Genomic DNA, 23,460 nt, shown 5'->3' on the forward strand with positions numbered 1-23,460 from the left:
ACTAACTCACTGGCAACCCCTGATCACAGCTTAGCGGCGCTCTTTATCGTAACGCCGCCGCAGCAGCATTGAATTGCCAATCACCGACAGCGAACTGGCCGTCATGGCCACCACACCAATCATCGGGTGCAACAGACCGGACGCGGCGATAGGAATAGCGGCGATGTTGTAGCCGCTGGCCCATATCAGGTTTTCAACGATCTTCTTGAAGGTGGCACGGGACAACACCATGGCGTCGACAACACCGGACAGTTCTCCACGAACCAGAGTGACGTCAGCAGCTTCGATAGCTACGTCCGCGCCGGCGCCTATGGCAATGCCCACGTTTGCCTGTTTCAGCGCCGGGGCGTCGTTGATGCCGTCACCCACCATGGCGACGTGGTTGCCGTATTTTTCCTGAAGTTCCCGAATGGCGTCCACCTTGCCCTCGGGCAACACGCCGGCACGCACCTCATCAATACCGACTTCTTTGGCCACGGCGTTGGCGGCCCGCTCGTTGTCACCGGTAATCATGACGACGTGCAGCCCTTGCTCGTGCATGGCTTTGATCGCCGCGACGGATTCGTCCTTGAGCGTGTCGGCAACCGCGACAATGCCGCAGGCCTGACCGTCGCGGGCGACAATGACGGCGGTTCTGCCCTTGCCCTCCAGGTCCTGAAGCGCCTGGTCCAGGGCGTCCAGCCCTTGCACACCGCTTTCTTCCAATAGCAGACGGTTACCGATCAGCACCGTCTGACCCGCCACGGTTCCGGACACGCCCCGGGCACCGGTGGACCGGAAGTCAGATACATCACCGGGCTTTACGCCCCGCTCCCGGGCGCCGTCGACGATCGCTCGGGCGATGGGGTGTTCAGAGGCATTCTCTACCGCAGCCGCAAGCTCCAGCAGTTCGGTTTCCGTTATCCCCGAGGCGACGACGGTTTCCGTGAGTTTTGGCTCTCCCCGGGTAATTGTTCCGGTTTTATCCAACACCATGACCTTGATGTCCTTGAAGGTCTGGATAGCCTCTCCCGAGCGAATCAGGATGCCGCGCTCGGCACCAATACCTGACCCCACCATCAGGGCCGTTGGCGTTGCCAGTCCCAGGGCGCACGGGCAGGCAATCACCAACACCGCAATCGCCGCCAGGATCGCCAGCACCGGCGTCGCCGCCGCCGGATCTACCCAGGGCAGGAATCCGGCACCCCATTCAAGGATTGGGCGCAGGGTATCAGCGGCGAACAGCCAGGCCAGCAGGCTGCCCAGCGCAATAATAAGAACCAGCGGGACGAAGCGACCGGTCATGCGGTCGGCAAATTCCTGGATCGGAACCCTGGAGCCCTGGGCCTCGTCGATCAGCTTTACCACCTGTGCCAGGAAGGTATCACCACCAACGCGGGTTGCCTTCACCCTCAGGCGCCCCTCCTTGTTGATGGTCGCGCCGATAACGGTGTCGCCCGCACTTTTATAGACCGGGATCGACTCGCCCGTGGCGATGGATTCATCCAGGTGGCTCTCACCGTCCACGACCTCGCCGTCGGTAGGAACCTTGTCGCCGGGCCGAACAACCATGATGTCGCCAGGAGCCAGTTCTTTCACGGGAATTTCAATTTCCTCGCCGTCCCGCTCGACGCGAGCCGTCTTGGCCCCCAGGGTGAGCAACCGCCGAATCGCCTGGGAGGCTTTGCCCTTGGCTTTGGCCTCGAGATATCGGCCAACCAGGTGGAAGGTCATGATGGTGGCAGCCATCTCGATGAAGGAGGTCATCGGATAGACAAAGCCCACCAGGCCAATGATGAACGGTGGCAGGCTGCCCATGGATATCAGCACATCCATGTTGAAGGTGCCGTTCTTCAGGGAGCGCCAGGACGCCTTATGGGTAGCGGCACCGCCGAAGAGAAACACCACGGGGAATGCCAGCACGACGACAATCGCCAGATAGCCCGGGATGGGCTGCCAGAACATATGCGGCATCATCAGCAGCATGATCAGCGTGGTCGGTACCGCAGCAATCCAGAGCCTTCGCAAGGCAAGCTTGAGGTAAGCCTCCTCGACGGCTGAGTCTTCTTCCTGGTTGGTGTCTCCCTCCAGCGCAACAGCGGCAACGTCGTATCCGGCGCCCTCGATCAGCTTCTTCAGCTCCTGCTCTGCAGGACCCGCCGGGCCGACCACCACGCTTACGGTGTGGTTGGCGATATTGGTTGAAATGGTCTGCACGCCGTCGTGTCGCCCAAGTGTGCTTTTGATGATGCCTGCGCAGTGATCAGACCCCATCCCCGGAACAGTCACCTTGAACGTTCTGGTGCCAACCTCTCTGACGGAAGCCACATCGTAGCCAGCCCCCTCCACTGCCTTTCTTACAGCATCTCCGTCAGGGCCAGACGTGAAGGAGCGTACACTCACCCTGTGCCTGGCTATGTTGGTTTGAACATTACTGACTCCGTCCAGGCGACTGATCGTCTTGTTGATAATACCGGCGCAGTGGTCTGATCCCATTCCCGGCACAATCAACTCAAGTTCTCTTTGTCCCTGCGGTGCCTGATTTTTCGCCTTGTCCATCAAGACCTCCCTTCGCCGTCTTTGTTGCTTGGCCAGTCTCCAAACGCAATGATGTACAACAGAATCAGGTTCACTATCGGTATCAATATCAGGATACCCATCCACCCCGGATATCCCGTGCGCTGGCAAATGCGCCAGGCCGGAATGACAACAACGATGGCAATCACCAGCATCCACAGCCAATGCCCTGCCCACATGGTGTGGCCAAACATATTATCTTCCATCATGGTCCTGCCCTCCTCGTTGTATCCTGGTTATTAGTGGTTATGTTCATGAGGCTTCTCATGTCCCGATTGCCGGGAATTCTCAGACTTTTTCAGGAAGATCTGCTCGACTACCGCGATTGCAATCATGGTGACAACTGCCACGCCGATAACGAACGGATCGGTATTCAGTTTGCCCCAGACAAAGCCTCCAAGGACGAGCAAATCCAGCAAAATGGCGATAGCTGGCACCCACGCTTTGGCCTGCACATCTTCGCGCAAATAGCGAAGTACGCCCCAATGGATGGCTATGTCCATGATCAGATAGAACACAATGCCCAGCGCCGCGATGCGGGAGAGGTCAAAGAATGCGGTCAGAATCAGCCCCAGAGCTACAGTGTAGACCAGTGTGTGCTTCTGGATGCTACCCGGCATGCCGAAATGCCGGTGAGGAACCAGTTTCATTTCCGTCAGCATCGCGAGCATCCGGGATACCGCGAAAATGCTGGCCAGAATACCTCCGGCGGTAGCCATCATGGCAATGGCAACGGTGAACCAGACAGCGTATTCCCCCAGTGCCGGGCGCGCGGCAGCGGCAAGGGAGTAGTCTCGCGTTTCGATAATTTCAGCCAATGACAGGTTGCTGGCGACAGCAAATCCGACCAGCGTGTAAATCACCACGCAGGCCGCAATGGAAATAACAATGGCGCGCCCCACGTTTCGCTTCGGGTCTTTAACTTCCGAGCCACTGTTGGTGATGGTGGTGAAACCCTTGAAAGCCAGAATCCCGAGCGCAGTAGCTCCCAGAAAATTACCAGCAGCTCCAGCGTCGCCCGGGCTCGAGAAATCGACCGAAATGCTGTCGGCAATCCACAAACCAACCAACCCAAAAATCAATATGCCGCCGATTTTCAGGACCCCGATAAAGGAAGCCACGCCCTGAATCATCCGGTTGCCCTGAAGATTGACAAGAAATGCCACCAGAATCAGTGATACCCCCAAAATGGGAACCATTCGCCCGCTTTCATCGCCTCCGAAAAGCTGCATGGTGTAGGAGCCAAACGTGCGCGCGAGAAAGCTCTGGGCAATCACCATGGAAAAATACATCAGCAAGGCATTAAACGCGGTTGGCAGCCGATTGCCGTAGGCCTTGTGCAAGTACATGCCAATACCGCCCGCAGACGGCCAAGTATTGGAGATTTTAATATAGGAGTAGGCGCTGAAGCTGACAATCACCGCCGCTGCAAGGAACGCGAGCGGGAACAGAGCACCCGTCATTTGTGCCATTTGCCCGGTCAATGCAAAAATACCGGCGCCAATCATGACACCGGTACCCAGCATGACCGTACCCGCCAGCGTGAGGCTGCCTTTTTTGTAGCGAGTGACTCTGTCCTGTTCCTTGCTCATTTAGCCTCCGGTCACTTTTTCATCGGTGGCATTTTCGAACAGCAGACAGGTACATGCTTGGCATTGGCCCGGACGTTTTCATCTGTAAAACGATATCCAGCCAGTTTCCGGCGAGTCCACCACCCGGGCTTCAGGCCGCCGCCATGAGCCCCAATCAACTCAATCAACTCGTCAGTAGAGTAATGTGTGCCATCATAGGTGACATGCAACTGGTTGCCGGATTTGCGCTCGGCAAAATCGACGCCGGGGTTATTGTTGAGCTCTTGGATGAGCTCTTCCCACTGCCGCTCGCCAAGGCCTTGTACTGTCAGTTTCCTGTGCATCAGAAACTGTTCTTGACTGGTTGCTTTGTGTGTTTTTGTCATCGGGCTGCACCTCTACACCAGGTTAATTCCTTTTATCACAGCACCCCAACCTGAACTAAAACTGAAAAGAGACGAAGGATTTCGATGTAACTGACATACATCAAATAGTAGATGGAAAACGGGCTCCAGGAATTCCCGGAGCCCGTTAAAACGGTGATCAGAAGGCCAGTCTCGCCCCAACGACTGCAAACCAGTCCTCGGTACCCCCGCCGCTGGCGCGGGCGAGATCGGCTGTGTCGCCGTATTTGCGCTCATGGACCACGCCCACATAAGGTGAGAAAGAGCGGTCGATCAGGTCGTAACTCAGCCTCAAGCCCATCTCGGTGGAGTTTATACCCTTACCCACGCCAATCTCCCGGTCTTCCGAGAACGCCAGCAAGGTTTCGAAGGTGGCAGAGACAATCCAGTAATTAGTGATCAGCAGCTCGTACTCAGCCTCAAAATCCACCGAGGCGTCGCCCTCATCACTGACATACAGGTTGGTGTCGATCTCGAACCAGTAAGGCGCCAGACCGGTCAGCCCGATCACGCCGTAAACCCGGTCCGGGCCTTCCGGTGTATCGATGCGAATACCTGCCTTGGCATCCCAGAACTCACTGATCGGGGTCTGGGCCAGAAACTGGTTTTCCAGGGTTTCCCACGCGTTGTGGGCTTCCTCCCACTCCCCCGTAAACTGCCACCGAAACTTCAGTTCGTCACTGCCATACCAGGCATCGGATTCAATCACCGCCAGCTTTTCATCGGAGTCGCTGTAGCGGTACTCGAATTTTTCGGCACTGACACCCCAGAACGCGTTAACGCTGTTCGCATCAATCGCCTCGTCTGCCAACACGACGGCAGGACCCATCAGTGTCAAAGCAGAAATCCGGGCGAGCCATGGGTTACACGTTCTCATGCGTCACCTCCCTTGGCCTGTGCATCGCCAGAGGCGACTTCTTCATCCGGGCCGCCCTCAACCACAATCTTGCGGAACATACCGGCCGCTGCGTGATAGGAGAGATGGCAATGGAACGCCCACTCACCCGGTGCATCCACCTCGGTTTCCATATACACCGTGGTAGCCGGCGCCACGCTGATCACGTGCTTGATCGGATTCCACTTACCGGCCCCGACATCCAGGATTGACCACATGCCGTGCAAGTGCATCGGGTGCGTCATCATGGTTTCGTTCACAAACTTGAACCGGACCCGCTCTCCGTATTGCAGCACCACTGGGTCAGCATCCTCATACTTCACGCCGTTGATGCTCCACTCGTAACGCTCCATGTTGCCAGTCAGGCGCATTTCGATTTCACGGGTCGGCTCACGCTCTTCATAGAGCGGGCTTTGAGCCCGGAGATCGGAGTAAGACAGAAACTTACCGCCATTACTGGCCGTTGGAAGCAAGCCACTGCCGCTGGCGTAGAAGGGGTCTTCCGGCATTCCAGCACCATGGGCCGAATGATCCATGCCACCCTGACTCATGGAGTCGTGGTTCATGGAACCGTGATCCATGCTGCCGTGGTTCATGCTGCCGTGGTTCATGTTGCTGTGATCCATCGCCCCATCGCTCATATTGCCATGGTCCATACCGCCATGATTCATCGAGCCGTGGTCCATATCGCCATGGTCCATGTGGCCGGCCATATCCGCCATGGTCAGCATCGGCGCTTTGCGCAGCTCCGGCACTTCAGCCACCATGCCCTCGCGGGGTGCCAGCGTGCCACGGGCATAGCCGGAGCGGCCCATGGACTCAGCAAAGATGGTATAAGCCTGTTCATCGCGGATGTGCACAATCACATCGTAGGTTTCTGCCACACCAATCCGGAACTCGTCCACATTCACCGGCTGGACGTTATTGCCATCGGCCTGGACCACCGTCATCTTCAAGCCAGGAATACGAATGTCGAAGTAGGTCATAGCGGAGGAGTTGATAAACCTCAGGCGCACCCGCTCACCGGGCTTGAACAGCCCCGTCCAGTTCTGCTCCGGCCCTTTGCCATTGATCAGTCCGGTGAAGCCCTGCACGTCTTCAATATCCGCTTTCATCATCCGCATCTGGCCCCACATCCTGCGATCATGCAGCGTAGCCATGAAGCCTTGCTCACGGGATTCGGTAAAGAAATCCATCACCGTTTGCTGCTGGCGATTGTAGTAGTCAGGCGACGACTTCAGATTCCGCATGATGCGGTCACCGGAATGCGGGTGCTTGTCGGTCAGCTGCACCACGTACTCGCGGTCATATCGGAACGGCTCCCGACCTTCAGGCTCGATAATGATGGCCCCGTAGGCGCCATTCGGTTCCTGGAAACCGGAGTGGCTGTGGTACCAGTAGGTACCTGCCTGCACCACTGGGAATCGGTAGGTAAAGGTTTCACCCGGCTGGATGCCGGGAAAGCTGATACCGGGCACACCGTCCTGCTCAAACGGCAGGATCAGGCCGTGCCAGTGTATCGAGGTAGTCTCTTTCAGGTTGTTGGTGACGTTGATCACCACGTCCTCGCCCTCTTTGAATCGAAGGGTCGGGCCGGGCGAGCTGCCGTTGTAGCCAATGCCTTCCTTGACGAAATCGCCGGTATCGATCTTTACCCGGTCAACCGTCAGGTCATACTCCCCTGCCATACCGATGGCTGGCAAAAACAGCGCCAGGGTGACCGCTATCAGGCGTCTCGTCATATCTCTACTCCTGTTACTGTTGGAACCTTACGTCACCGTACATGCCTGCCTGGTAATGGCCGGGCACGTTGCAGGCGAATTCCAGGGTGGTGTCACCGGAAAAGCGCCAGATCAGTTCACCGCTCTGGCCCGGCTCCAGCAGTACGCTGTTCGGATCGTCATGCTTCATGGAGTGCCCGCCCCCCATATCCATTTCCATCATCTGGTGGTTGATGGTTCCACCCTGGATAACCCCGTGCTCCACCATCATGGCCATTTCTTCCTGATGGGCTTGGTGCATATCGGCCGTTCCGATATTGAACTCGTGAACCAACTGGCCGTGATTTTGCACCACGAAACGCACCACCTCTCCTTTCTGAATGTCGAGGGTTTCCGGCTCGTAGTAGTTGTCATACATAGCCACCGTGACGGTGCGAGTGGCTTCCGAAGCGTTTGCCGGTTCACCAATGGCAGCGCCAGAGCCGTGTCCATGCCCGTGGCTGTGCCCATGGGCGCCGGCGCCAAAGGCGGTAGCAGAAAGTGACAAGGCGGCCGCCGCAGTAATGAACTTTGTTATTCTCATCAGAATGTCTCCTGTATTGTGACTGGTGGAATGCGTGCAGAAAGTGCGCAACATTCCGATGCAGAGTGAACAGGCGATACCATGGCCCACCAACCTGAATTCTTTCTGAAAAAGCCGATGAATTGCTGTTCAGGCTGAATTCAGGCTACTGCGGCATAGTACTTCGGGGTACAACAGGAACCGCTGCAAACGAGGCGAGTGAGATGAGATTACTGTTGGTAGAGGATGACCGCTTATTGGCTGACGGCCTTTCACGTCAGCTCGAAAAATCAGGCTTCAGTGTCGATACCGCGCAAACAGCGAAAGAGGCTGGCATTCTCGGCTCACAGGAGAGCTATCGCGTGTGTGTGCTGGATCTCGGCCTGCCAGATGGCAATGGTTTGACGGTGCTCAAACAATGGCGCGCTCACCGCATCAATTTTCCAGTGCTGATTCTGACCGCCAGAGGCGATTGGCAAGATAAGGTTGACGGCCTGAAAGCAGGTGCCGATGACTACCTGGCCAAGCCGTTCCAGACGGAAGAGCTGGTCGCCCGCCTTAATGCAATTATCCGGCGCGGCGATGGACGTGTTTCCTCTACCGTTAAAGCTGGCCGGTTTGAGCTGGATGAAAACCGTCAGAGCCTGAAAATGCAGGATGGCACCGAACACTCGCTCACGGGTACCGAGTTCCGCCTGCTCCGATGCCTGATGAACCGCCCGGGGCATGTCTTTTCCAAAGACCAGCTCATGGAACAACTCTACAGCCTTAACGACAACCCGAGTGACAACGTCATCGAAGCCTACATCCGCCGATTGAGGAAACTGGTGGGCGCTGAAACCATTGCGACCCGGCGGGGCCAGGGATATCTGTTCAATGATGCCGAACACTAAACCCCTGTCCGTCAGAACCACCCTGCTAACGCTCCTGTTACCATCAGGCATTGTGTTAATGGCACTGGCGTGGGTCGTCCATGGCCTGTTGCTGGACCGCATGTCGCGGGATTTCGTGGAGGGCAGATTGCACGACGAAGTTGCCTTCCTGGAACTACAGGTGCGACAGTCCGGTGGCCAACTGGACGCCCTGCAGACCGGGGACTATTTCGAAGAAGTTTTCCACCATGCGTTCGCGCTTCATTCCCCCACCATAACCACGATTTCTCCGGAATCCTGGCGCCCTTTACTGGAGCCTCTGCTGGAGACCGAGCAGCAAGGGAGCATCCGGGTTCAGAGCTCCGGAGCGGCCGGTGCACCATCAGACATCCTGGCTTATCGCCGACAGATTACGATTGATGGCGTGCCCTATGTCATCATCGTGTCAGAAGACATGGACGCGCTCCGATCCAGCCAGTCGGAGTTACACGCATGGACGGCCATCGTATCGATTCTGCTCATTCTGTTACTGGTTGCCGTCATCTGGGTTGGTATCGCGCTTGCCCTGAGGCCAGTGGCCTCGCTGCAGTCTGCGCTGACACAATTGCAGGGTGGCACCATTTCACGCATTGATGTTCGGGCGCCAGAAGAATTCCGGCCCCTGGTAAACCAACTGAACCAGCTGTTAGATTCGCTGGATCAGCGCCTGGAGCGCTCCCGGGACGCCCTGGCCAACCTCTCCCACAGTGTCAAAACCCCCATTGCTGCGGTCCGCCAAATACTTGAGGACGACAGCCGCCCTCTGGATACAGCCTTGAGGGACGAAATGGCGCGCCGGCTCAGCCACATCGACAAGCAGCTTGAAACCGAGATGCGCCGGAGTCAGTTTGCAGGGCCGCAGGTTGGAAAAAGTGCATTACCCGTCAAGCAGGCCAGGGATTTGTTGTGGATGCTGGGCCGCTTGTATCCTGAAAAATCGTTTGAGCTGACGACTGATTTAACAGACGAACACCGTTGGCCGGTTGAAGAGCATGACCTGAATGAAGTGTTCGGCAACCTGCTCGACAATGCCGGCAAATGGGCCACTCACAGCATAGAGCTGTCACTCGGTGAGTCAGCGAACACCGTGAGGATGGTTGTGACGGATGATGGCCCGGGGGTCGCTGCGGAAAACCTGGAGCACCTTGGTAGTCGGGGGCTCAGGCTGGATGAGCAAACACCCGGCCATGGTCTGGGGCTGGCCATTGTCCGGGATATCGTGCAGCGATATGGTGGCCGGGTAAACTTCAGCGATGGCGCAAAAGGTGGCTTGAGCGTTGAAGTAGAGCTGCCGCGAAAGTCATAGAGGGGCCAAAGTATGAAAATCGGTGAACTGTCAAAGACAACGGGCCTGCCGGTAGAAACCATCCGCTACTATGAAAAGATCGGCCTGATGCCAGCGCCTGAGCGCAACGCCAGCGGCTATCGCCAGTACCGGTCTGATCACCGTGATCGACTGTTGTTCATCAAACGCTGCCGCAATCTGGACATGACTCAGGACGAAATCCGGGAACTGATCCAGCTTACTAACCAGCCCGAGGCGGACTGCAGCGAGGTAGATGCTCTGCTTGCCCGACACCTGAACCATGTACGGGAGCGCCTCGCGGAACTGGCCCGGTTGGAGCAGACACTGGAACGACTGCAAAAGGCCTGTTCTCGGGGGAGAACCGTCAGCGAATGCGGGATTCTGGATGGTCTTAACTCAGAAATCGGCCAACTTGAAGATAACCACCATGCTAACCACGTTCCCGGCACCCATGGAAAATAATCTCAGCTGAAGAGTTGACCCTGTAGTAACTTCAGGGTTTTCAATAGAGACAACCTGATTCAAAGGAGGTCTCTGATGGCATGCAGTTGTTCCGTACCAGAACCCAAAGGCCCGGCTCCGGGCTTTCGTAAAGCGCTCTGGATTGCCCTGTGGGTGAATCTCGCCATGTTCTTCGTGGAAGGCCTGGCAAGCCTTCAGTCCGGCTCCGTGGCACTCATGGCGGATGCCATCGACTTCTTTGGCGACAGCGCCAACTACCTGCTTTCCCTGAGTGTGCTCAGCATGGGCATGCTCTGGCGTGGGCGGGCTGCCTTGGTCAAAGGATTAACCATGGCTACCTTTGGGCTGGTGGTCTGGGGCCGTGCCATCTGGGTGCTCCAGAGCGGCGTTACACCGGAGCCACTGACCATGGGGATTGTCGGGTTACTGGCCCTGGCGGCCAACGTGGGTGTGGCGGTGATGCTGTTCAAGTTCCGGGAGGGCGATTCCGATATGCGCTCAGTCTGGCTTTGCAGCCGTAACGATGCCGTCGGCAATCTGGCGGTGATGGGCGCAGCCCTGGGCGTATTTGGCACCGGCTCCGCCTGGCCGGACCTGATTGTAGCGGGCATTATGGGCACCCTGGCCCTGACTGCCGGTATCAGCGTGGTCCGCCATGCCCGGTCAGACATCGCCAATGCCCGGGCAGTAAACCGGCTTACGCCCCGAACACCAAGGCAATCATCACCGGAATAAAACCGAGCGCGAACAGCGTACTGAGCAGGGTCGTACCGGCCGCCTGTCTTGGGGCTGCATCCAGTAAAGTCGCAATCACTACCGTGTTGGCGGCAATCGGCGTGATGGAAATCAGGAAAATAGCCTGGTGCACCGCCAGGTCGTAAATGCCCAGCACCTGGGCATCCAGCCACCAGAAGGCCAGCGCCAGCGCCGGCCAGCTGACGAATTTGCCAAAAAAGGCCAGGCCAGTGAACACCGGATTGCCGGCCAAGCCCCGGAAACTCAGAATGCCCATCCCGATGATCATCATGCCCAGAATGCTGTAGGCGCCGCGCAGATTATCGAACAACGGCACAAACGCCTCCGGAATCGACACTCCAGACAGATTCAACGCCACTGCCGCGGCAAACGCATACACCGACGGCAGTCGTGCCACGCGCACCAGTGCGTCGCGAATGCTGTACTTGCCCCTTGCCGCCAGATAGAAGCCCACCGAATTCTCGAACAGCGTGGTGCCCAGCATGCACACGATATAGAGGGCCAGCCCCTGCTCTCCAAACAACAGCAAAGCCACAGGAATACCGAAGTAACCCGTGTTGCCGGTACCCACCGATAACGGGATAACGGATGCACTACCGTCGGTCAGTAGTTTGCGGGCAATGGCCAGGTGAATCAGGGCAATCAGGGTGCAGAAACCGAATACCAGGGCGGGCAACAGAATGACCTGAGGCGTCAGCGGTGCAGCCATGACTCCTGAGAACACTACCGAGGGCGTCACGATGTAAAGCATGATCCCGGCGATATGTTTTCCACTGGCCTCCAGGTAGCGCCCGGCAACCCAGCCAAGAGCAACGGTGACATACAGGGGAAGGAGTTTTACAAACAAAGCCAACGCGGCCGCCATGGCGCCTCCAAAAGACGATCTTTTACCTCAAGCGCAGCAGTCTACCACCTACCCATGAAGAGGTAACTCCCCGGCGCAATGGAGAAATCGGCGATCTTCTTTGATAATCATCAATAGCATTGCGAATACATCTTTATATCCTAGCAGGGCAGTCAGGTATTCCAACAACCATTGCTGGTGCAGTTGGCCATGAAGCAGCGCCGGGTAGTTCGACTGAAAGGCGGCGACCCCTACATCTTTGGCCGCGGGGGCGAAGAGGCCGAGTTCCTGGTGGAAAACGACATAGACTTCCAGGTTGTGCCCGGCATTACCTCTGCCGCGGGTTGCGCCTCCTACTGTGGCATCCCCCTGACCCACCGGGACTATTCCCAGAGCGTGACCTTTGTTACCGGCCACCGCAAAGCCGACCACAGCCTGGAACTGAACTGGCAGGTACTGGCTGCGCCGGGCCAAACCCGGGTGTTCTACATGGGATTGCACAACGCCCCCACCATTGTCCGGGAACTGACCGCCCACGGCCTGTCCGGGCAGTGCCCGGTGGCCCTGGTAGAACGGGGTACGACTCCGCTTCAGCACATGACCGTCACCAACCTGGACAACCTTGTGGAGACCATTGCCCGGGAAGACTTCCAACCACCCACGCTGATTATCGTAGGGGAAGTGGTACAGCTGGCGGAAAAACTGGCCCGCCCGGCACAAGCCGGCTGGAACAGCGCCCTGACCGGCCCGGCGGCATGGGCCCTGCCCTGTTGCCGGATAATTTGTCCCGGCTCAGAAAAGCTGACGCCGAGAACGTCATTCGCAAAGGTCGGCCCGCCACCCAGATGATGGGCTATGAAGCCGTCCTGAACGACCAGCAGATCACCGCTCTGACCGAGTTCATGTACCAGGCGCCGACACACCCTCTGAAATGGGGCGAAGCCGAAATCCGCGCCAGCCGGGAGGTTATCCACCCTGAAGGCGCCTTACCCGACGACCCGATATTCGAAGCCGACCTGATGAACCTGTTCCTGGTGGTAGAAATCGGCGACCACCACGTCACCCTGCTGGACGACTTCTTCTTCGACCACGGCTACCAGCACCTCATCGGCGCCGCCCGCGACGGCAAGCACGGCGTAGTCATCGACCTGGACACCGGTAACACCGCCGCCGAACTGCCACTACCGGGCATGCCCCACCTGGGCTCCGGCATCACCCGGGAACACGAAGGCCGCCGCGTAATGGCCCCCCCCCACTTCCGTGCCGGCGCCATCTCCATCATCGACATGGACACCTGGCAGGTGATCAAAACCCTGGACACCGAAGGCCCGGGCTTCTTCATGCGCAGCCACGAAAACTCCCGCTACGCCTGGGCGGATGTATTTTTCGGCCCCAACGCCGACAAAGTCCACATCATCGACAAACAAACCCTGGAAATCGTCAAAACCCTGCAACCGGAACCCGGCAAAGTCGCCGCCCACGTGGAATTCGATCGCCATGGTGAAAAGCTTCTGCTAAGCATCTGGGACGACGACGGCGCCATCATTGTTTACGACGCCGATACGCTGGAGGAAGAGAAGCGCATTCCCATGAAGAAGCCGTCCGGCAAGTACAATGTCTGGAACAAGATCAATTACGAAGAAGGCACCAGCCATTGATGGATAGTGTTTTGCGACAGTCTCAAAGCTCGAATGCACGCACGGAGGAAGATTGAGGGGCGGCCTCACAAAACTGTGCGGAGCCATGGATGGCGGAGCCCAAGCGTCACAAGGACGTGCCGAAGGAGCGTGTTTTGGGAGGCCGCCCCTCAATCTTCCGATGTTTGGGCCTGTCTCCGGAGACGTACCACCTGTGGCTTGCTCCACAAACGACGGCTTATCGATTCAGTCAAATATCCTTAATGATTTAAGTCATTTTGGATGTTTGTTTTATGATAGGATAATTGACCTACGCCAATGTCGCGAAGGTTAGATTATGAACAGCAGTTTCAGGCCACCCATGGCCTCCGCACCCTGTTTGCTGGGGGATGAGACCAACGACATCATCCGCTACGACACCGCCCCGGCGGAAGTGGCCCTGCTGAACGGCCTGAGCCATGCCTTCGGGATATGCCTGAACGAAAAACAGGACAACCCCGAAGCCCTGTTCCTCAGCGATCTCGCCCGCCTGTTCCACCAGAAACGCATCGACGCCGAAACGCCACTGGAAAAACACGACCGCCCCTGGGCCAATGTATATCTCATCCAGTACGGCATCCTCCGACTGTTCAGGGAATCCCCAACCGGCAAAGTGGCCATTCATCACTTCTTCACCGAAGGCGACCTGATCTGGCCAGTGTTCGGGCGCAGCCGCACCGTGCGCAATACTCTGTGCCTTACCAGCGTGCTGCCCGCCACCGTTTGGGTTGCCGATTTCGCGGCTTTCCGGTCAGCTATTCAGAGCCACGGCGACGGATTGTGGGCCAGATTTGCCCTGGTGCTCACAGAGGAAATGGCAGAGCTCACCAGCATGCGGGAATATCGCAAACACACTATGTCTGCCAAAGAGCGCTACGCGCTGCTGGTGGATGAGTACCCGGAGTTGATCAAGCGGGTGCCAGACAACCAGCTTGCCTCATGGCTTGGTGTTGTACCCGCCACTTTCTCCCGACTCAAAACCGCAGCGAAGTCTTGAACCGGCCAATTTGAGACATCACGCACAAAATCGCCCAATGACCGCCATGCCAAGGGCCTGAGACCCGTCAACGCGCAAATTATGCCATTCTGACGCGGCCCTTTGCTGATCAGGCCAATAAACCTCTCCGCCACATACGTAACATCCTGTTCCGTTCCGTAAACAAATACGAAAAGTCGTAACATGGGGTGTTGCACAATGAAGTTGCAGTCAAGCCGTCTGCCGGTTGCTTCGATGAAAGGATTACTGGCAAGTTCCATTGCCATCATGCTGACCGGGTGCCTGAGCACAGGAGGTGAAGCCACCTCCAACGATGCCACAGGCGCCGGCAACGGTTCCGACGGTCAGGATGGGCGCGCGTTTTCCACAGTGAACGTGGCCTTCGACCCAGCCAACCAGGTTCTGCCGTTTCCCACCAACCTGCTGTTCGAGGCCGACGCTTCCGCTGCGAAGGACGGCACCATCAACGCGCCGGTAGCAGACCCGGAAGCCTCCTCTGCCGCACTGGTTCAAGGACTGAACGAGCTGGATGGCTTCTCCACCATTGCTCCCTGGCGCGTCGCCTTTACCGGTGATGTGGATGCGGCCAGCTTGCAGGCAGGCAATACAGTTCGCGTGTTCCGGATGACCACGGCCGCCAACACCTACCCGGAGCGGGTTCAACCCACCGCCGTCGACCGCGAGCTGCAACCGGGCACCGAGTACCGCGTGCAGTACAACGCAGGCGCCCGTGAGCTGCTGATCATTCCCACCCGCGCCCTGGAGAAAGGCACCAGCTATACCGCCGTCGTCACAAAAGGTGTGCTTGATCCCGAAGGCGCAATGGTCGGCAGCCCGCTGCAATGGTCCATCGCCAAGGGCACCAACCTGTTGGACCAGTGCGACAGCCCGGACCGTTCCGACCCGGCCCTGCTGCAATGCACCACCAATCCCGCCATTGCCCCGCTGGTTGCCGACAGCCGTTTCGGCCTGAGCCGGGATGACCTGTTACTGGGCTGGGGTGTGACTACGCAGCAGCAGGATGACACCTTCCTTGAGCTGGCGAAGGCGATCAGGAACGACGAGTTTCCAGCCCCCATTAACGGTGACGTGAAGTGTGAAACCGCTATCTGCTTTCTGACCATCGGCTCGCTCCTCGGCCAGGATGTGGCCAAAGCGCCTGGCGACAAGGCCATTATCTACCCGGGCACCATCACGCTCCCGTCGTTTATCGAAACACCCGGGAATCCCGACATCTGGGGGGAGACTCCTTCAACAGACGAGGCCGTGCTGTCTGCAAAGTGGTCCTGTGCAGCCGGCAGCTGTAACAGCGATGAGGCCCGCGGCCTTGTGGCAGGCGGAAGCACACAATTGCCACAGGTTAAAGCCTGGCATACGGTTCCCGTGGTACTTGCCGTGCCCGACCCTGAGACTTCCGGTGTACCGGCCCGCCCCGCAAACGGCTATCCGCTGGTCATTTTCCAGCACGCAATTCAACAGGACCGGACTAACGCCCTGGCCATTGCCTCTGAGCTTGCCCAAAAGGGTTTTGCGGTGATCGCCATCGACATGCCCCTGCATGGCCTGGTGCGCAACCAGTTGCCGGCTAATGACAGCCGCCTGGCACTGCATGCGGCAAACCTGAACGAGCAGCTTTATAACTCACCGCTGAACGCCGCCAGGAACATCATTCCCCTGAAAATCGAGCGCACCTATTATCTGGACCTGACTGGCGCTGAAGTCGACACAGCCGATGGCGTGATTGACGGTTCCGGCGCTCACTTCCTGAATCCGTCCCAGCCGCTTACCCAGCGCGACACCCTGCGCCAGGGTGCGATTGATCTGGTGACGCTGACTCACTACATCCGCAGCGGCCAGATGAGCCAGTGCGGCATGAGTGATGCCCTGTTCAAAGACTCCGGCCTGCTTAAGCGCTGCGTAGCCAGCAACTTCCGGCTGAACCTGTTCGAACACATCAACTTCAACGAACTCCACTTCCTCGGCCATTCCGTGGGCAACATCGTTGCCGCACCGTTTCTGGCCCAGGACCCGGACATTCGCTCCGTTGCCATGTTGACCCCCACCGGCGGCATCATGGAAACCCTGGCGGCCTCTGACACCATCGGACCACAGCTGGCTGCAGGCCTTGCAGAATCCGGCGTGTTTCCGGGCACAGAGGACTACTTCCGGTTCTTTGCCGTAGTGCAGGCCGCCATTGATTCGGTGGACCCGCTCAATCACGCCCAAGCCATCGCCAACCCGGTCGATGGCAATGGTGAGAGTTTCGCCCGCCCGGTATATCTCTCGCAGGTGGTTGGTAACGACGGCAGCCAGGCCAGCCCGTCTGACCTTGTGTTGCCACCCTCGGTTGGCCAGAACGCACCGCTGGCGGGCAGCACGCCGCTGGCCAACGCCATGGGGCTGGAGTTTGTCAGCCAGGGTAACCTGAACAATGGCAAGATTACCCCTTCAACCCAAGCCGACGGCACTACGCCGCAGGGCCTGCAAATTGCCGTACCGTTCCGTTTCGGCGCCCATTCCTCGCCGCTGCTGCCAGACACCCTGGTAGACGACCCGCGCAGCAATGAGCCCGACGCCACCGTGGCGCTGCCCAAAGGCGAAGAGGTCCACTTTGAAATGCAGATGCAGGTGGCGGACTTCTTCAACACCCCGTCTGAACTCACCGTTATCGAAGAATTTATCGACGTTCGTCTCTGACCCGTTAACAGGACAGTATTATGTTTTCTGCAAACACTCCGCTGCGGGCCATGCTGCCCGTAGCCATCATGGCTGCTTCATCGACTGCACATGGCGCTGGTCTGGAACTGACCCAGCACGGCACCAAGGAAACAGGCCATGGTTTTGCCGGCACTGCGGCCCTGCTGGAAGACGCTTCGGTGGTTGCCCACAACCCCGCAGGCCTGCTGCGCTTGAGCGGCACCCAGACCAGTCTGGGCGTCAGCGCCATCTACGCCGACCTGAACTACAACGTGCGCGTGCAGCGGGAAAAAATCGAGCTGCCCTATGGCCTGGATCCAACACCGGTGAGTGGTCCGGGCAACGCCACCAGTAAGGAAGTCTCCATCGCGCCACACCTGTACCTGGCGCACCGGATCAGTGACGATGCCGCTGTGGGCGTCGGCATCTATGCACCCTTCGCCTCGGGCAGTGATTTTCCCGCCGGTTGGGCTGGGCGCTATCATTCCGAGGAAACCTCCCAGACTACGGTCAACATCAACCCGGTGTTCGCGTTCCGCGCTACCGACACGGTGACGGTTGGTTTTGGTGGTTTCATCCAGATGTACGACGCCAAGCTCACCAACCAGATTGATACCGGTTATCTCGTTGCGGAAGCCCTGGTGGATCGAGTTCGGGAACAGGAAGGCGAGGCCGCTGCCCGCGCCACGGCGGAAGATGCCGTCGCCCGCATTGGCTCCCAGTTCGATATCGAGAACGATATTGAAATCGACAGCATGGCCTTCGGCCTGAGCTTCGGCCTGTTGTGGGAGATGAACGACCGGACACGCTTCGGCCTTAACTACCGCAGCCGCACGGAGCATGTCGCCACAGGGCAAGCCAAGCGCAAGGAAGTGTCTGATCCTGCGTTCCGGGAACGCCTGGTACAGACAGTTCAGGGCTTCGCCAACATCACCGAGGAAGATGCCCGGGATGCGGTAGCCTCGGCCTTTGATGAGCGCGGCGCTCTGGGTGGCGACCTGGAATCCACCATCACCCTGCCCGATGTACTGACGCTGAGCGCCTTCCATCAGTGGACAGACCGCATAGCGGTAATGGGCAGCGTCACCTACACCAACTGGAGTGTGTATGACGAACTGCGTTTATCGTACGCAGACACCTCGGCCCGGGGTGGCTCAGACATTACCGAAAGCGGTGACGATGTGCGCCGGCGAGATCTGGTTCAGCCACTGGAATTTGAGGACAGTTACCGTTTCGGCGTTGGTGCCAGCTATGCATGGGATGACCGGTTAACCCTCCGGACCGGCGCCAGCTTTGACCAGAGCCCGCTGCGCAACTCAGATTTCCGCACCCCGCGGGGGCCGGATAACGACCGCTATATCGTCGGCCTGGGGGCCAGCTACCAATGGCGGGACAACCTCTCGGTTGATGTGGCCTATTCGTGGATTCAGATCAAGGAAGGTGACGTGACCGCTGTTGAGAACCCCGCTGGCAGCAACCATCGGGCTATCGGCACCAGTGAGGGCACGCTGCACAACCTGGCGGCCCAGTTGAACTACCGGTTCTGATCCCGCCGCAAAAAAACCGCCGGAAACAACAAGGGCAGAGGTCACCCCCTGCCCTTGTTCGCGTTTAACGAATCACAAATCCGTTAATCAGCCATGCAGCTTTACTGCCAGCTCCGCCACATGCTTGCCCTGATAACGGGCAATGTTGAGTTCTTTTTCACTAGGCTGACGTGAACCATCTCCGCCAGCAATAGTGGAGGCACCATAGGGCGTGCCGCCATTAACTTCGGAGATGTCGAAGAAGTCCGGAATGCCGTAACCCAGTGGCACGATCACCATGCCGTGGTGCGCCAGCGTGGTCCAGAAGGAGCTGATCGTGTGCTCCTGCCCGCCACCGGTGCCGGTTGAGGTAAACACACTCGCCACTTTGCCGTGCAGCTTGCCTTCGGCCCACAAGCCACCGGTCTGATCCAGGAAGGTGCGCATCTGACCGGCCATATTGCCGAACCGGGTCGGGGTGCCAAAAATGATCGCGTCATAGTCCGCCAGCTCGGTCGGAGTGGCCACCGGGGCTGCCTGATCGGCCTTGCCGCCGGCGTTCAGGAACGCCTGGTCTGCCATGGTCTCCGGCACCCGCTTTACCACCACATCAGCACCTGAAACGCTTTTTGCACCCTCAGCCACGGTGTTTGCCATGGTTTCCATGTGACCATACATTGAATAATAAAGAACCAGTACTTTTGCCATCGGATAATCTCCTTGTTCGCTATGAATGATCACAGCGTAACGGGCCGGGGCAAAAGGTGAAAACGGAAGATTTCCGGCAGGTTATTCAGTTTTTCTGAACATGGTCACAGGATGTTCATGGCATTTGTTTGCGTACACTTGTACGCTGAGCTGGAATATACTTTCAGCTCGTACAGACAACCTGAGATGAACGCTCCTATGAACCAAGCCCAGACCACGGCAGAATCCCTCCATAACCGCATTGAGGAGTGGATTAACAGCGCTACCCACGGCCTGGGCGCTGTTCTCAGCGTTATCGGCACTGTCGCCCTGATAGTGGGCGCCAGCCAGATGGGGGATGTCTGGAAGATTGTCAGCTTCAGCGTGTTCGGGGCCTCCCTGATTCTGCTGTATATGGCCTCTGCGCTTTACCACGGCACCCGCCATCCGAAACTGAAAACCGCATTCAAAACCCTGGATCACTGCGCTATCTTTCTGTTGATCGCCGGCACCTACACACCTTTTTTGCTGGTCAATCTGCGCGGCGCCACCGGCTGGACCTTATTTGCAGTCATCTGGTCCCTGGCGCTGACCGGGGTGGTGCTGAAAGTAATCTTCAAGAACCGATTCAAGTTGGCCAGGGTGGGCATCTACGTGGCCATGGGCTGGCTGATCATCTTCGCCTCATCCGATCTGGTTGCCAACCTGAGCGAAACCGCCCTCTACCTGACCATCGCCGGGGGCATTGCCTATACCGCCGGCGTGGCGTTCTATCTGGCCGACCGCATCCCCTACATGCACGCCATCTGGCACCTGTTTGTCATCGGCGGCAGTGCCTGTCATTTCAGTGCCATCTATTTCGGTGTTCTGCCTCATACCGTCTGAGTTGATCCGGCTGCGGTGGCACCATCTGTCAGAATGCCCAGACGAGCGCCATCAGAATTCCCCAGGCCAAAACAGATGCCGCCATGATCGTGTAAGTCGCCGACATGGTGACCACATCATTGTCGCCACGATGGCACAACGAGCGCACGCCCTGATAGACCAAGGCACAGGACAAGAACAATCCAGCCATCACCGCCACGACGCTGACCGCTAACACAGGTACCAGAAGTGCCAGGGAAGATAGCCATAAAGGCAACGGTGCTATGGCGGCAAGCAGGTACGCATCCTGATACTCAATACCAAGCTTGTGGCTATCAAGAACCGACCGAATTAACCAACCCATCACGAAGAAGGTCAGTAACTCCGCCAGAAACAGAATCGTTGTGATAAAGCGCCACTCTTTATCAGCAAATCCGCTGATGAAGCTGTCGCCATAATGGGTACCGGCGTAGTACAGCAAGACCGGGGGCAAAAACGACATCGGAACAACAATTACCCACGCCAGAAAAGGCACCGACAGGTCCATTCGTTTCAAATCCTGCCAAACTCCGTTACCGGAGAATGGCAAACTCAGAAGCTGGGTTATGTTCATGGCACCCCTCATGTCCTGAACGATTTTAATAACAGTTAATACCCCAATCATCGCCGGGCATAGTCAGGCTCATGACCTGGATCATCTTCCGGAAGTGACAACCAGGGTTAAGCTACCGGCACAACCGTTTTCCAATGCCCATCAGACGCCCACCGCATGAATGCTTATCAAAGACACAAGCCGATGCATGCTTTCTGGCTTTTCTTTCCGGTTATACCCTCGGCCCGCAACCCTGGAGAATACTCGCGCCGCTGTTTGGCCTCTGGCTGGCAGCCCGGTTCAGCTGGCTGCTATTGATGACATTTATGGGGGGCCGAATCATCGCGCCGGCGGTGGCTGGGCCCTGGCTTTTTCCGGTTTGGCTTATCAGTTACTGATGCTATTCCAACGCAGTAAACACAAGGCAAACCACGCCTGACAAGGCCTGGAAATGATTGGCTACCTCTACTGCACCAATTGCCTCCGGGCCTACCACCGATGAAGTACTACCACCCCAACTTTCTGTTTTTAATGAATTTATAGAAGACCCAAACATCATCAACAAAGGGGCAATTTTCGAAGCACTCGCATGGCAGATTTTCCCTGACATTTATCAAGAATGGTTCCACGCCTTCGTTTGCACAATAGGCGCATCGCCCGTAAACCACGACGACCGTGGCTCCGGCATGTTGTCACCAAGGAGCAAACACCATGGCAAAAACCAACGCAGACATTGAACACTGGGATGTCGAAAACGAGGAATTCTGGGAACGGGAAGGCAAGAAAGTCGCCTCCCGTAACCTGTGGATCTCCATTCCCAGCCTTTTGATGGGCTTCGCCATCTGGCTGATGTGGGGCATGATCACGACGCAGATGATCAACCTGGGATTCCCGTTCTCGGTTGAGCAACTTTTTACCCTGACCGCCATTGCGGGCCTTTCAGGTGCAACGCTTCGTATCCCCGCCTCTTTCATGATCAAGATTGCCGGGGGGCGTAACACCGTATTCCTGACCACCGCTCTGCTCATGATCCCGGCATTGGGCACCGGCATTGCGCTGATGAACCCCGATACCCCCTTCATTGTGTTCCAGGCACTGGCACTGTTGTCTGGCATTGGTGGCGGTAACTTTGCCTGTTCCATGAGCAACATCAGCTCGTTCTATCCGAAGAGCAAGCAGGGTTATGGCCTTGGCATGAATGCCGGGCTTGGCAACTTCGGCGTGACCACCATGCAGATTCTGATTCCGCTGGTGATGACCGTTGGAATTTTCGGCGCCCTTGCCGGCGCCCCCATGGAACTGCAAAGTCCAAGCGGCACGCTGATCGGTCGAATTGAGGCGGGTACCGACACCTGGATCCAGAACGCTGGCTTCATCTGGTTGGTTTTCCTGATCCCACTGGCCTTTGCTGGATGGTTCGGCATGAATAACCTGAAAGTGATCACGCCGAACCCGGGCAACCCGATATCCGCTTTCGGCAAGATCCTTGGTCTTTATGGCGTTGGCCTCTTGACCTCCCTTGCCGGCGTATGGGCATTAGGCATCCTCAACATGTGGGTGGCACTGCCACTGACAATTATCCTGACCTTGGTGTTGCTGCGACTGATCCCTGGTGATATCAAGCCCAACATCCAGAAACAGTTTGCCATCTTCAGCAACAAGCACACCTGGTCTATGACCGTGCTGTATATCCTCACGTTCGGCTCATTTATCGGCTTCTCTGCCGCCCTGCCGCTATCTATCAGCGTTATCTTCGGCAACATGATGGAAGTGGCAGCGGATGGCAGCGTTACCCGGGTGGCAAATCCTGACGCTCCGAGTGCCCTCACATGGGCTTGGATGGGGCCGTTTGTGGGTGCCTTGATTCGCCCCGTAGGTGGCTGGATTTCAGACAAGATGGGCGGTTCCATTGTCACCCAGATCATATCTGTCGTAATGGTGGTTGCCTCAGTAGCCACTGGTTACGTGATGATGCTGGCATACAACTCAACCGACCCTAACGCCTACTTCCCGATTTTCCTGGTGCTGTTTATCCTGCTGTTTGCCGCCTCCGGCATCGGTAACGGCTCTACCTTCCGCAGCATTGGCTTTATCTTCAATCAACAACAGAAGGGCCCGGTTCTGGGCTGGACCTCAGCGGTTGCCGCCTACGGTGCGTTCATTGCTCCGATTGTGATGGGTCAGCAAATCAAGGCCGGCACACCCGAGGTCGCCATGTACGGTTTCGCCGTGTTCTATGCTGTATGCCTGGTGGTTAACTGGTGGTTCTACCTGCGCAAGAACGCTTACATCAAGAACCCGTAATTGCACCAACCAACGCGTTAGACCTCTGCTTGCCGGCCCCACAAGGGCCGGCTTTTTTGTTTGCCCGGCGAAGCCGGCAAACCCGGCCATCTGAAAGAAGATGGCGTCACCCCGACTGAGGGGAAGACA

20 protein-coding genes and 2 pseudogenes are annotated in these 23,460 nt (G+C 57.5%); 12 read left to right on the forward strand and 10 right to left on the reverse strand.

Features of this window, described 5'->3' with window-relative positions:
- Nucleotides 1-30: 30 nt before the first annotated feature.
- From ASQ50_RS06990 to ASQ50_RS07020, 7 genes are all read right to left on the reverse strand, one after another.
- Nucleotides 31-2,538, reverse strand: coding sequence for a heavy metal translocating P-type ATPase (locus tag ASQ50_RS06990; protein ID WP_058091912.1), 2,508 nt, complete (start codon nucleotides 2,536-2,538; stop codon nucleotides 31-33).
- Nucleotides 2,538-2,765, reverse strand: coding sequence for a hypothetical protein (locus tag ASQ50_RS06995; RefSeq protein WP_058091911.1), 228 nt, complete (start codon nucleotides 2,763-2,765; stop codon nucleotides 2,538-2,540). The genes ASQ50_RS06990 and ASQ50_RS06995 overlap by 1 nt, the downstream gene beginning before the upstream one ends.
- Nucleotides 2,766-2,795: 30 nt before the next feature.
- On the reverse strand, nucleotides 2,796-4,148 hold the full coding sequence (locus tag ASQ50_RS07000) for an APC family permease (RefSeq protein ID WP_076657179.1): 1,353 nt from the start codon (nucleotides 4,146-4,148) through the stop codon (nucleotides 2,796-2,798).
- Between the two features lie 11 nt (nucleotides 4,149-4,159).
- Nucleotides 4,160-4,513: a hypothetical protein gene (locus ASQ50_RS07005; protein ID WP_058091910.1), complete on the reverse strand. Its 354-nt coding sequence runs from the start codon at nucleotides 4,511-4,513 to the stop codon at nucleotides 4,160-4,162.
- Between the two features lie 157 nt (nucleotides 4,514-4,670).
- Entirely contained in the window at nucleotides 4,671-5,408 is a 738-nt protein-coding gene (locus ASQ50_RS07010) for a copper resistance protein B (protein ID WP_082888449.1), read from the reverse strand.
- Entirely contained in the window at nucleotides 5,405-7,168 is a 1,764-nt protein-coding gene (locus ASQ50_RS07015; protein ID WP_058091909.1) for a copper resistance system multicopper oxidase, read from the reverse strand. The genes ASQ50_RS07010 and ASQ50_RS07015 overlap by 4 nt, the downstream gene beginning before the upstream one ends.
- 13 nt (nucleotides 7,169-7,181) lie before the next feature.
- Nucleotides 7,182-7,730, reverse strand: coding sequence for a cupredoxin domain-containing protein (locus ASQ50_RS07020; protein ID WP_058091908.1), 549 nt, complete (start codon nucleotides 7,728-7,730; stop codon nucleotides 7,182-7,184).
- A 203-nt stretch (nucleotides 7,731-7,933) separates the two neighbouring features.
- On the opposite strand from ASQ50_RS07020, the gene ASQ50_RS07025 reads away from it, so the two are divergent.
- From ASQ50_RS07025 to ASQ50_RS07040, 4 genes are all read left to right on the forward strand, one after another.
- Entirely contained in the window at nucleotides 7,934-8,602 is a 669-nt protein-coding gene (locus tag ASQ50_RS07025) for a response regulator transcription factor (protein WP_058091907.1), read from the forward strand.
- A complete protein-coding gene (locus ASQ50_RS07030; RefSeq protein WP_058091906.1) occupies nucleotides 8,586-9,926 on the forward strand; it encodes a sensor histidine kinase in 1,341 nt (446 codons plus the stop codon). Before ASQ50_RS07025 ends, ASQ50_RS07030 begins: the two co-directional genes overlap by 17 nt.
- A gap of 12 nt (nucleotides 9,927-9,938) precedes the next feature.
- Complete coding sequence (gene cadR, locus ASQ50_RS07035) at nucleotides 9,939-10,388, forward strand: Cd(II)/Pb(II)-responsive transcriptional regulator (protein ID WP_058091905.1); 450 nt, start codon at nucleotides 9,939-9,941, stop codon at nucleotides 10,386-10,388.
- 75 nt (nucleotides 10,389-10,463) lie between these two features.
- Nucleotides 10,464-11,123 carry a cation diffusion facilitator family transporter gene (locus tag ASQ50_RS07040; protein WP_058091904.1) on the forward strand — a complete coding sequence of 220 codons (660 nt, stop codon included), beginning with the start codon at nucleotides 10,464-10,466 and terminating at the stop codon, nucleotides 11,121-11,123.
- On the opposite strand, the gene ASQ50_RS07045 is transcribed toward ASQ50_RS07040, so the two are convergent.
- Nucleotides 11,086-12,009, reverse strand: a complete 924-nt coding sequence (locus tag ASQ50_RS07045; protein ID WP_058091903.1) for an AEC family transporter — start codon at nucleotides 12,007-12,009, stop codon at nucleotides 11,086-11,088. The genes ASQ50_RS07040 and ASQ50_RS07045 overlap by 38 nt on opposite strands.
- Before the next feature lie 153 nt (nucleotides 12,010-12,162).
- Between ASQ50_RS07045 and cobA the strand changes: the two are divergent.
- The 5 genes and pseudogenes from cobA to ASQ50_RS07070 form a co-directional block, all read left to right on the forward strand.
- Nucleotides 12,163-12,837 (forward strand): annotated as a pseudogene (cobA, locus tag ASQ50_RS07050) (uroporphyrinogen-III C-methyltransferase); the annotation flags it as partial.
- A complete protein-coding gene (locus ASQ50_RS07055; protein ID WP_082888450.1) occupies nucleotides 12,744-13,646 on the forward strand; it encodes a cytochrome D1 domain-containing protein in 903 nt (300 codons plus the stop codon). The pseudogene cobA and the gene ASQ50_RS07055, both read left to right, overlap by 94 nt.
- A gap of 316 nt (nucleotides 13,647-13,962) precedes the next feature.
- The gene (locus ASQ50_RS07060) at nucleotides 13,963-14,661 is read left to right on the forward strand and encodes a Crp/Fnr family transcriptional regulator (RefSeq protein WP_058091901.1); all 699 of its coding nucleotides are present in this window, start codon (nucleotides 13,963-13,965) and stop codon (nucleotides 14,659-14,661) included.
- 198 nt (nucleotides 14,662-14,859) lie between these two features.
- Nucleotides 14,860-17,358: a hypothetical protein gene (locus ASQ50_RS07065; protein WP_058091900.1), complete on the forward strand. Its 2,499-nt coding sequence runs from the start codon at nucleotides 14,860-14,862 to the stop codon at nucleotides 17,356-17,358.
- Nucleotides 17,359-17,378: 20 nt separating this feature from the next.
- Nucleotides 17,379-18,905, forward strand: a complete 1,527-nt coding sequence (locus ASQ50_RS07070) for an OmpP1/FadL family transporter (RefSeq protein WP_058091899.1) — start codon at nucleotides 17,379-17,381, stop codon at nucleotides 18,903-18,905.
- Between the two features lie 87 nt (nucleotides 18,906-18,992).
- Here ASQ50_RS07070 and wrbA read toward each other — a convergent pair whose 3' ends face one another.
- Entirely contained in the window at nucleotides 18,993-19,592 is a 600-nt protein-coding gene (gene wrbA, locus ASQ50_RS07075) for an NAD(P)H:quinone oxidoreductase (protein ID WP_058091898.1), read from the reverse strand.
- A gap of 198 nt (nucleotides 19,593-19,790) precedes the next feature.
- On the opposite strand from wrbA, the gene trhA reads away from it, so the two are divergent.
- Nucleotides 19,791-20,456, forward strand: a complete 666-nt coding sequence (gene trhA / locus ASQ50_RS07080; RefSeq protein ID WP_058091926.1) for a PAQR family membrane homeostasis protein TrhA — start codon at nucleotides 19,791-19,793, stop codon at nucleotides 20,454-20,456.
- 28 nt (nucleotides 20,457-20,484) lie between these two features.
- Here the strand turns inward: trhA and ASQ50_RS07085 are convergent, their stop codons facing one another.
- Nucleotides 20,485-21,048, reverse strand: a complete 564-nt coding sequence (locus ASQ50_RS07085) for a YIP1 family protein (protein ID WP_058091925.1) — start codon at nucleotides 21,046-21,048, stop codon at nucleotides 20,485-20,487.
- A 194-nt stretch (nucleotides 21,049-21,242) separates the two neighbouring features.
- On the opposite strand from ASQ50_RS07085, the pseudogene ASQ50_RS21790 reads away from it, so the two are divergent.
- Together ASQ50_RS21790 and ASQ50_RS07095 are read left to right on the forward strand one after the other, a co-directional pair.
- Nucleotides 21,243-21,389 (forward strand): annotated as a pseudogene (locus tag ASQ50_RS21790) (NnrS family protein); the annotation flags it as partial.
- A gap of 349 nt (nucleotides 21,390-21,738) precedes the next feature.
- Nucleotides 21,739-23,331, forward strand: coding sequence for a hypothetical protein (locus ASQ50_RS07095; RefSeq protein WP_058091896.1), 1,593 nt, complete (start codon nucleotides 21,739-21,741; stop codon nucleotides 23,329-23,331).
- Nucleotides 23,332-23,460: the final 129 nt, after the last annotated feature.

Source organism: Marinobacter sp. LQ44, from assembly GCF_001447155.2.
Taxonomy (GTDB): Bacteria; Pseudomonadota; Gammaproteobacteria; order Pseudomonadales; family Oleiphilaceae; genus Marinobacter.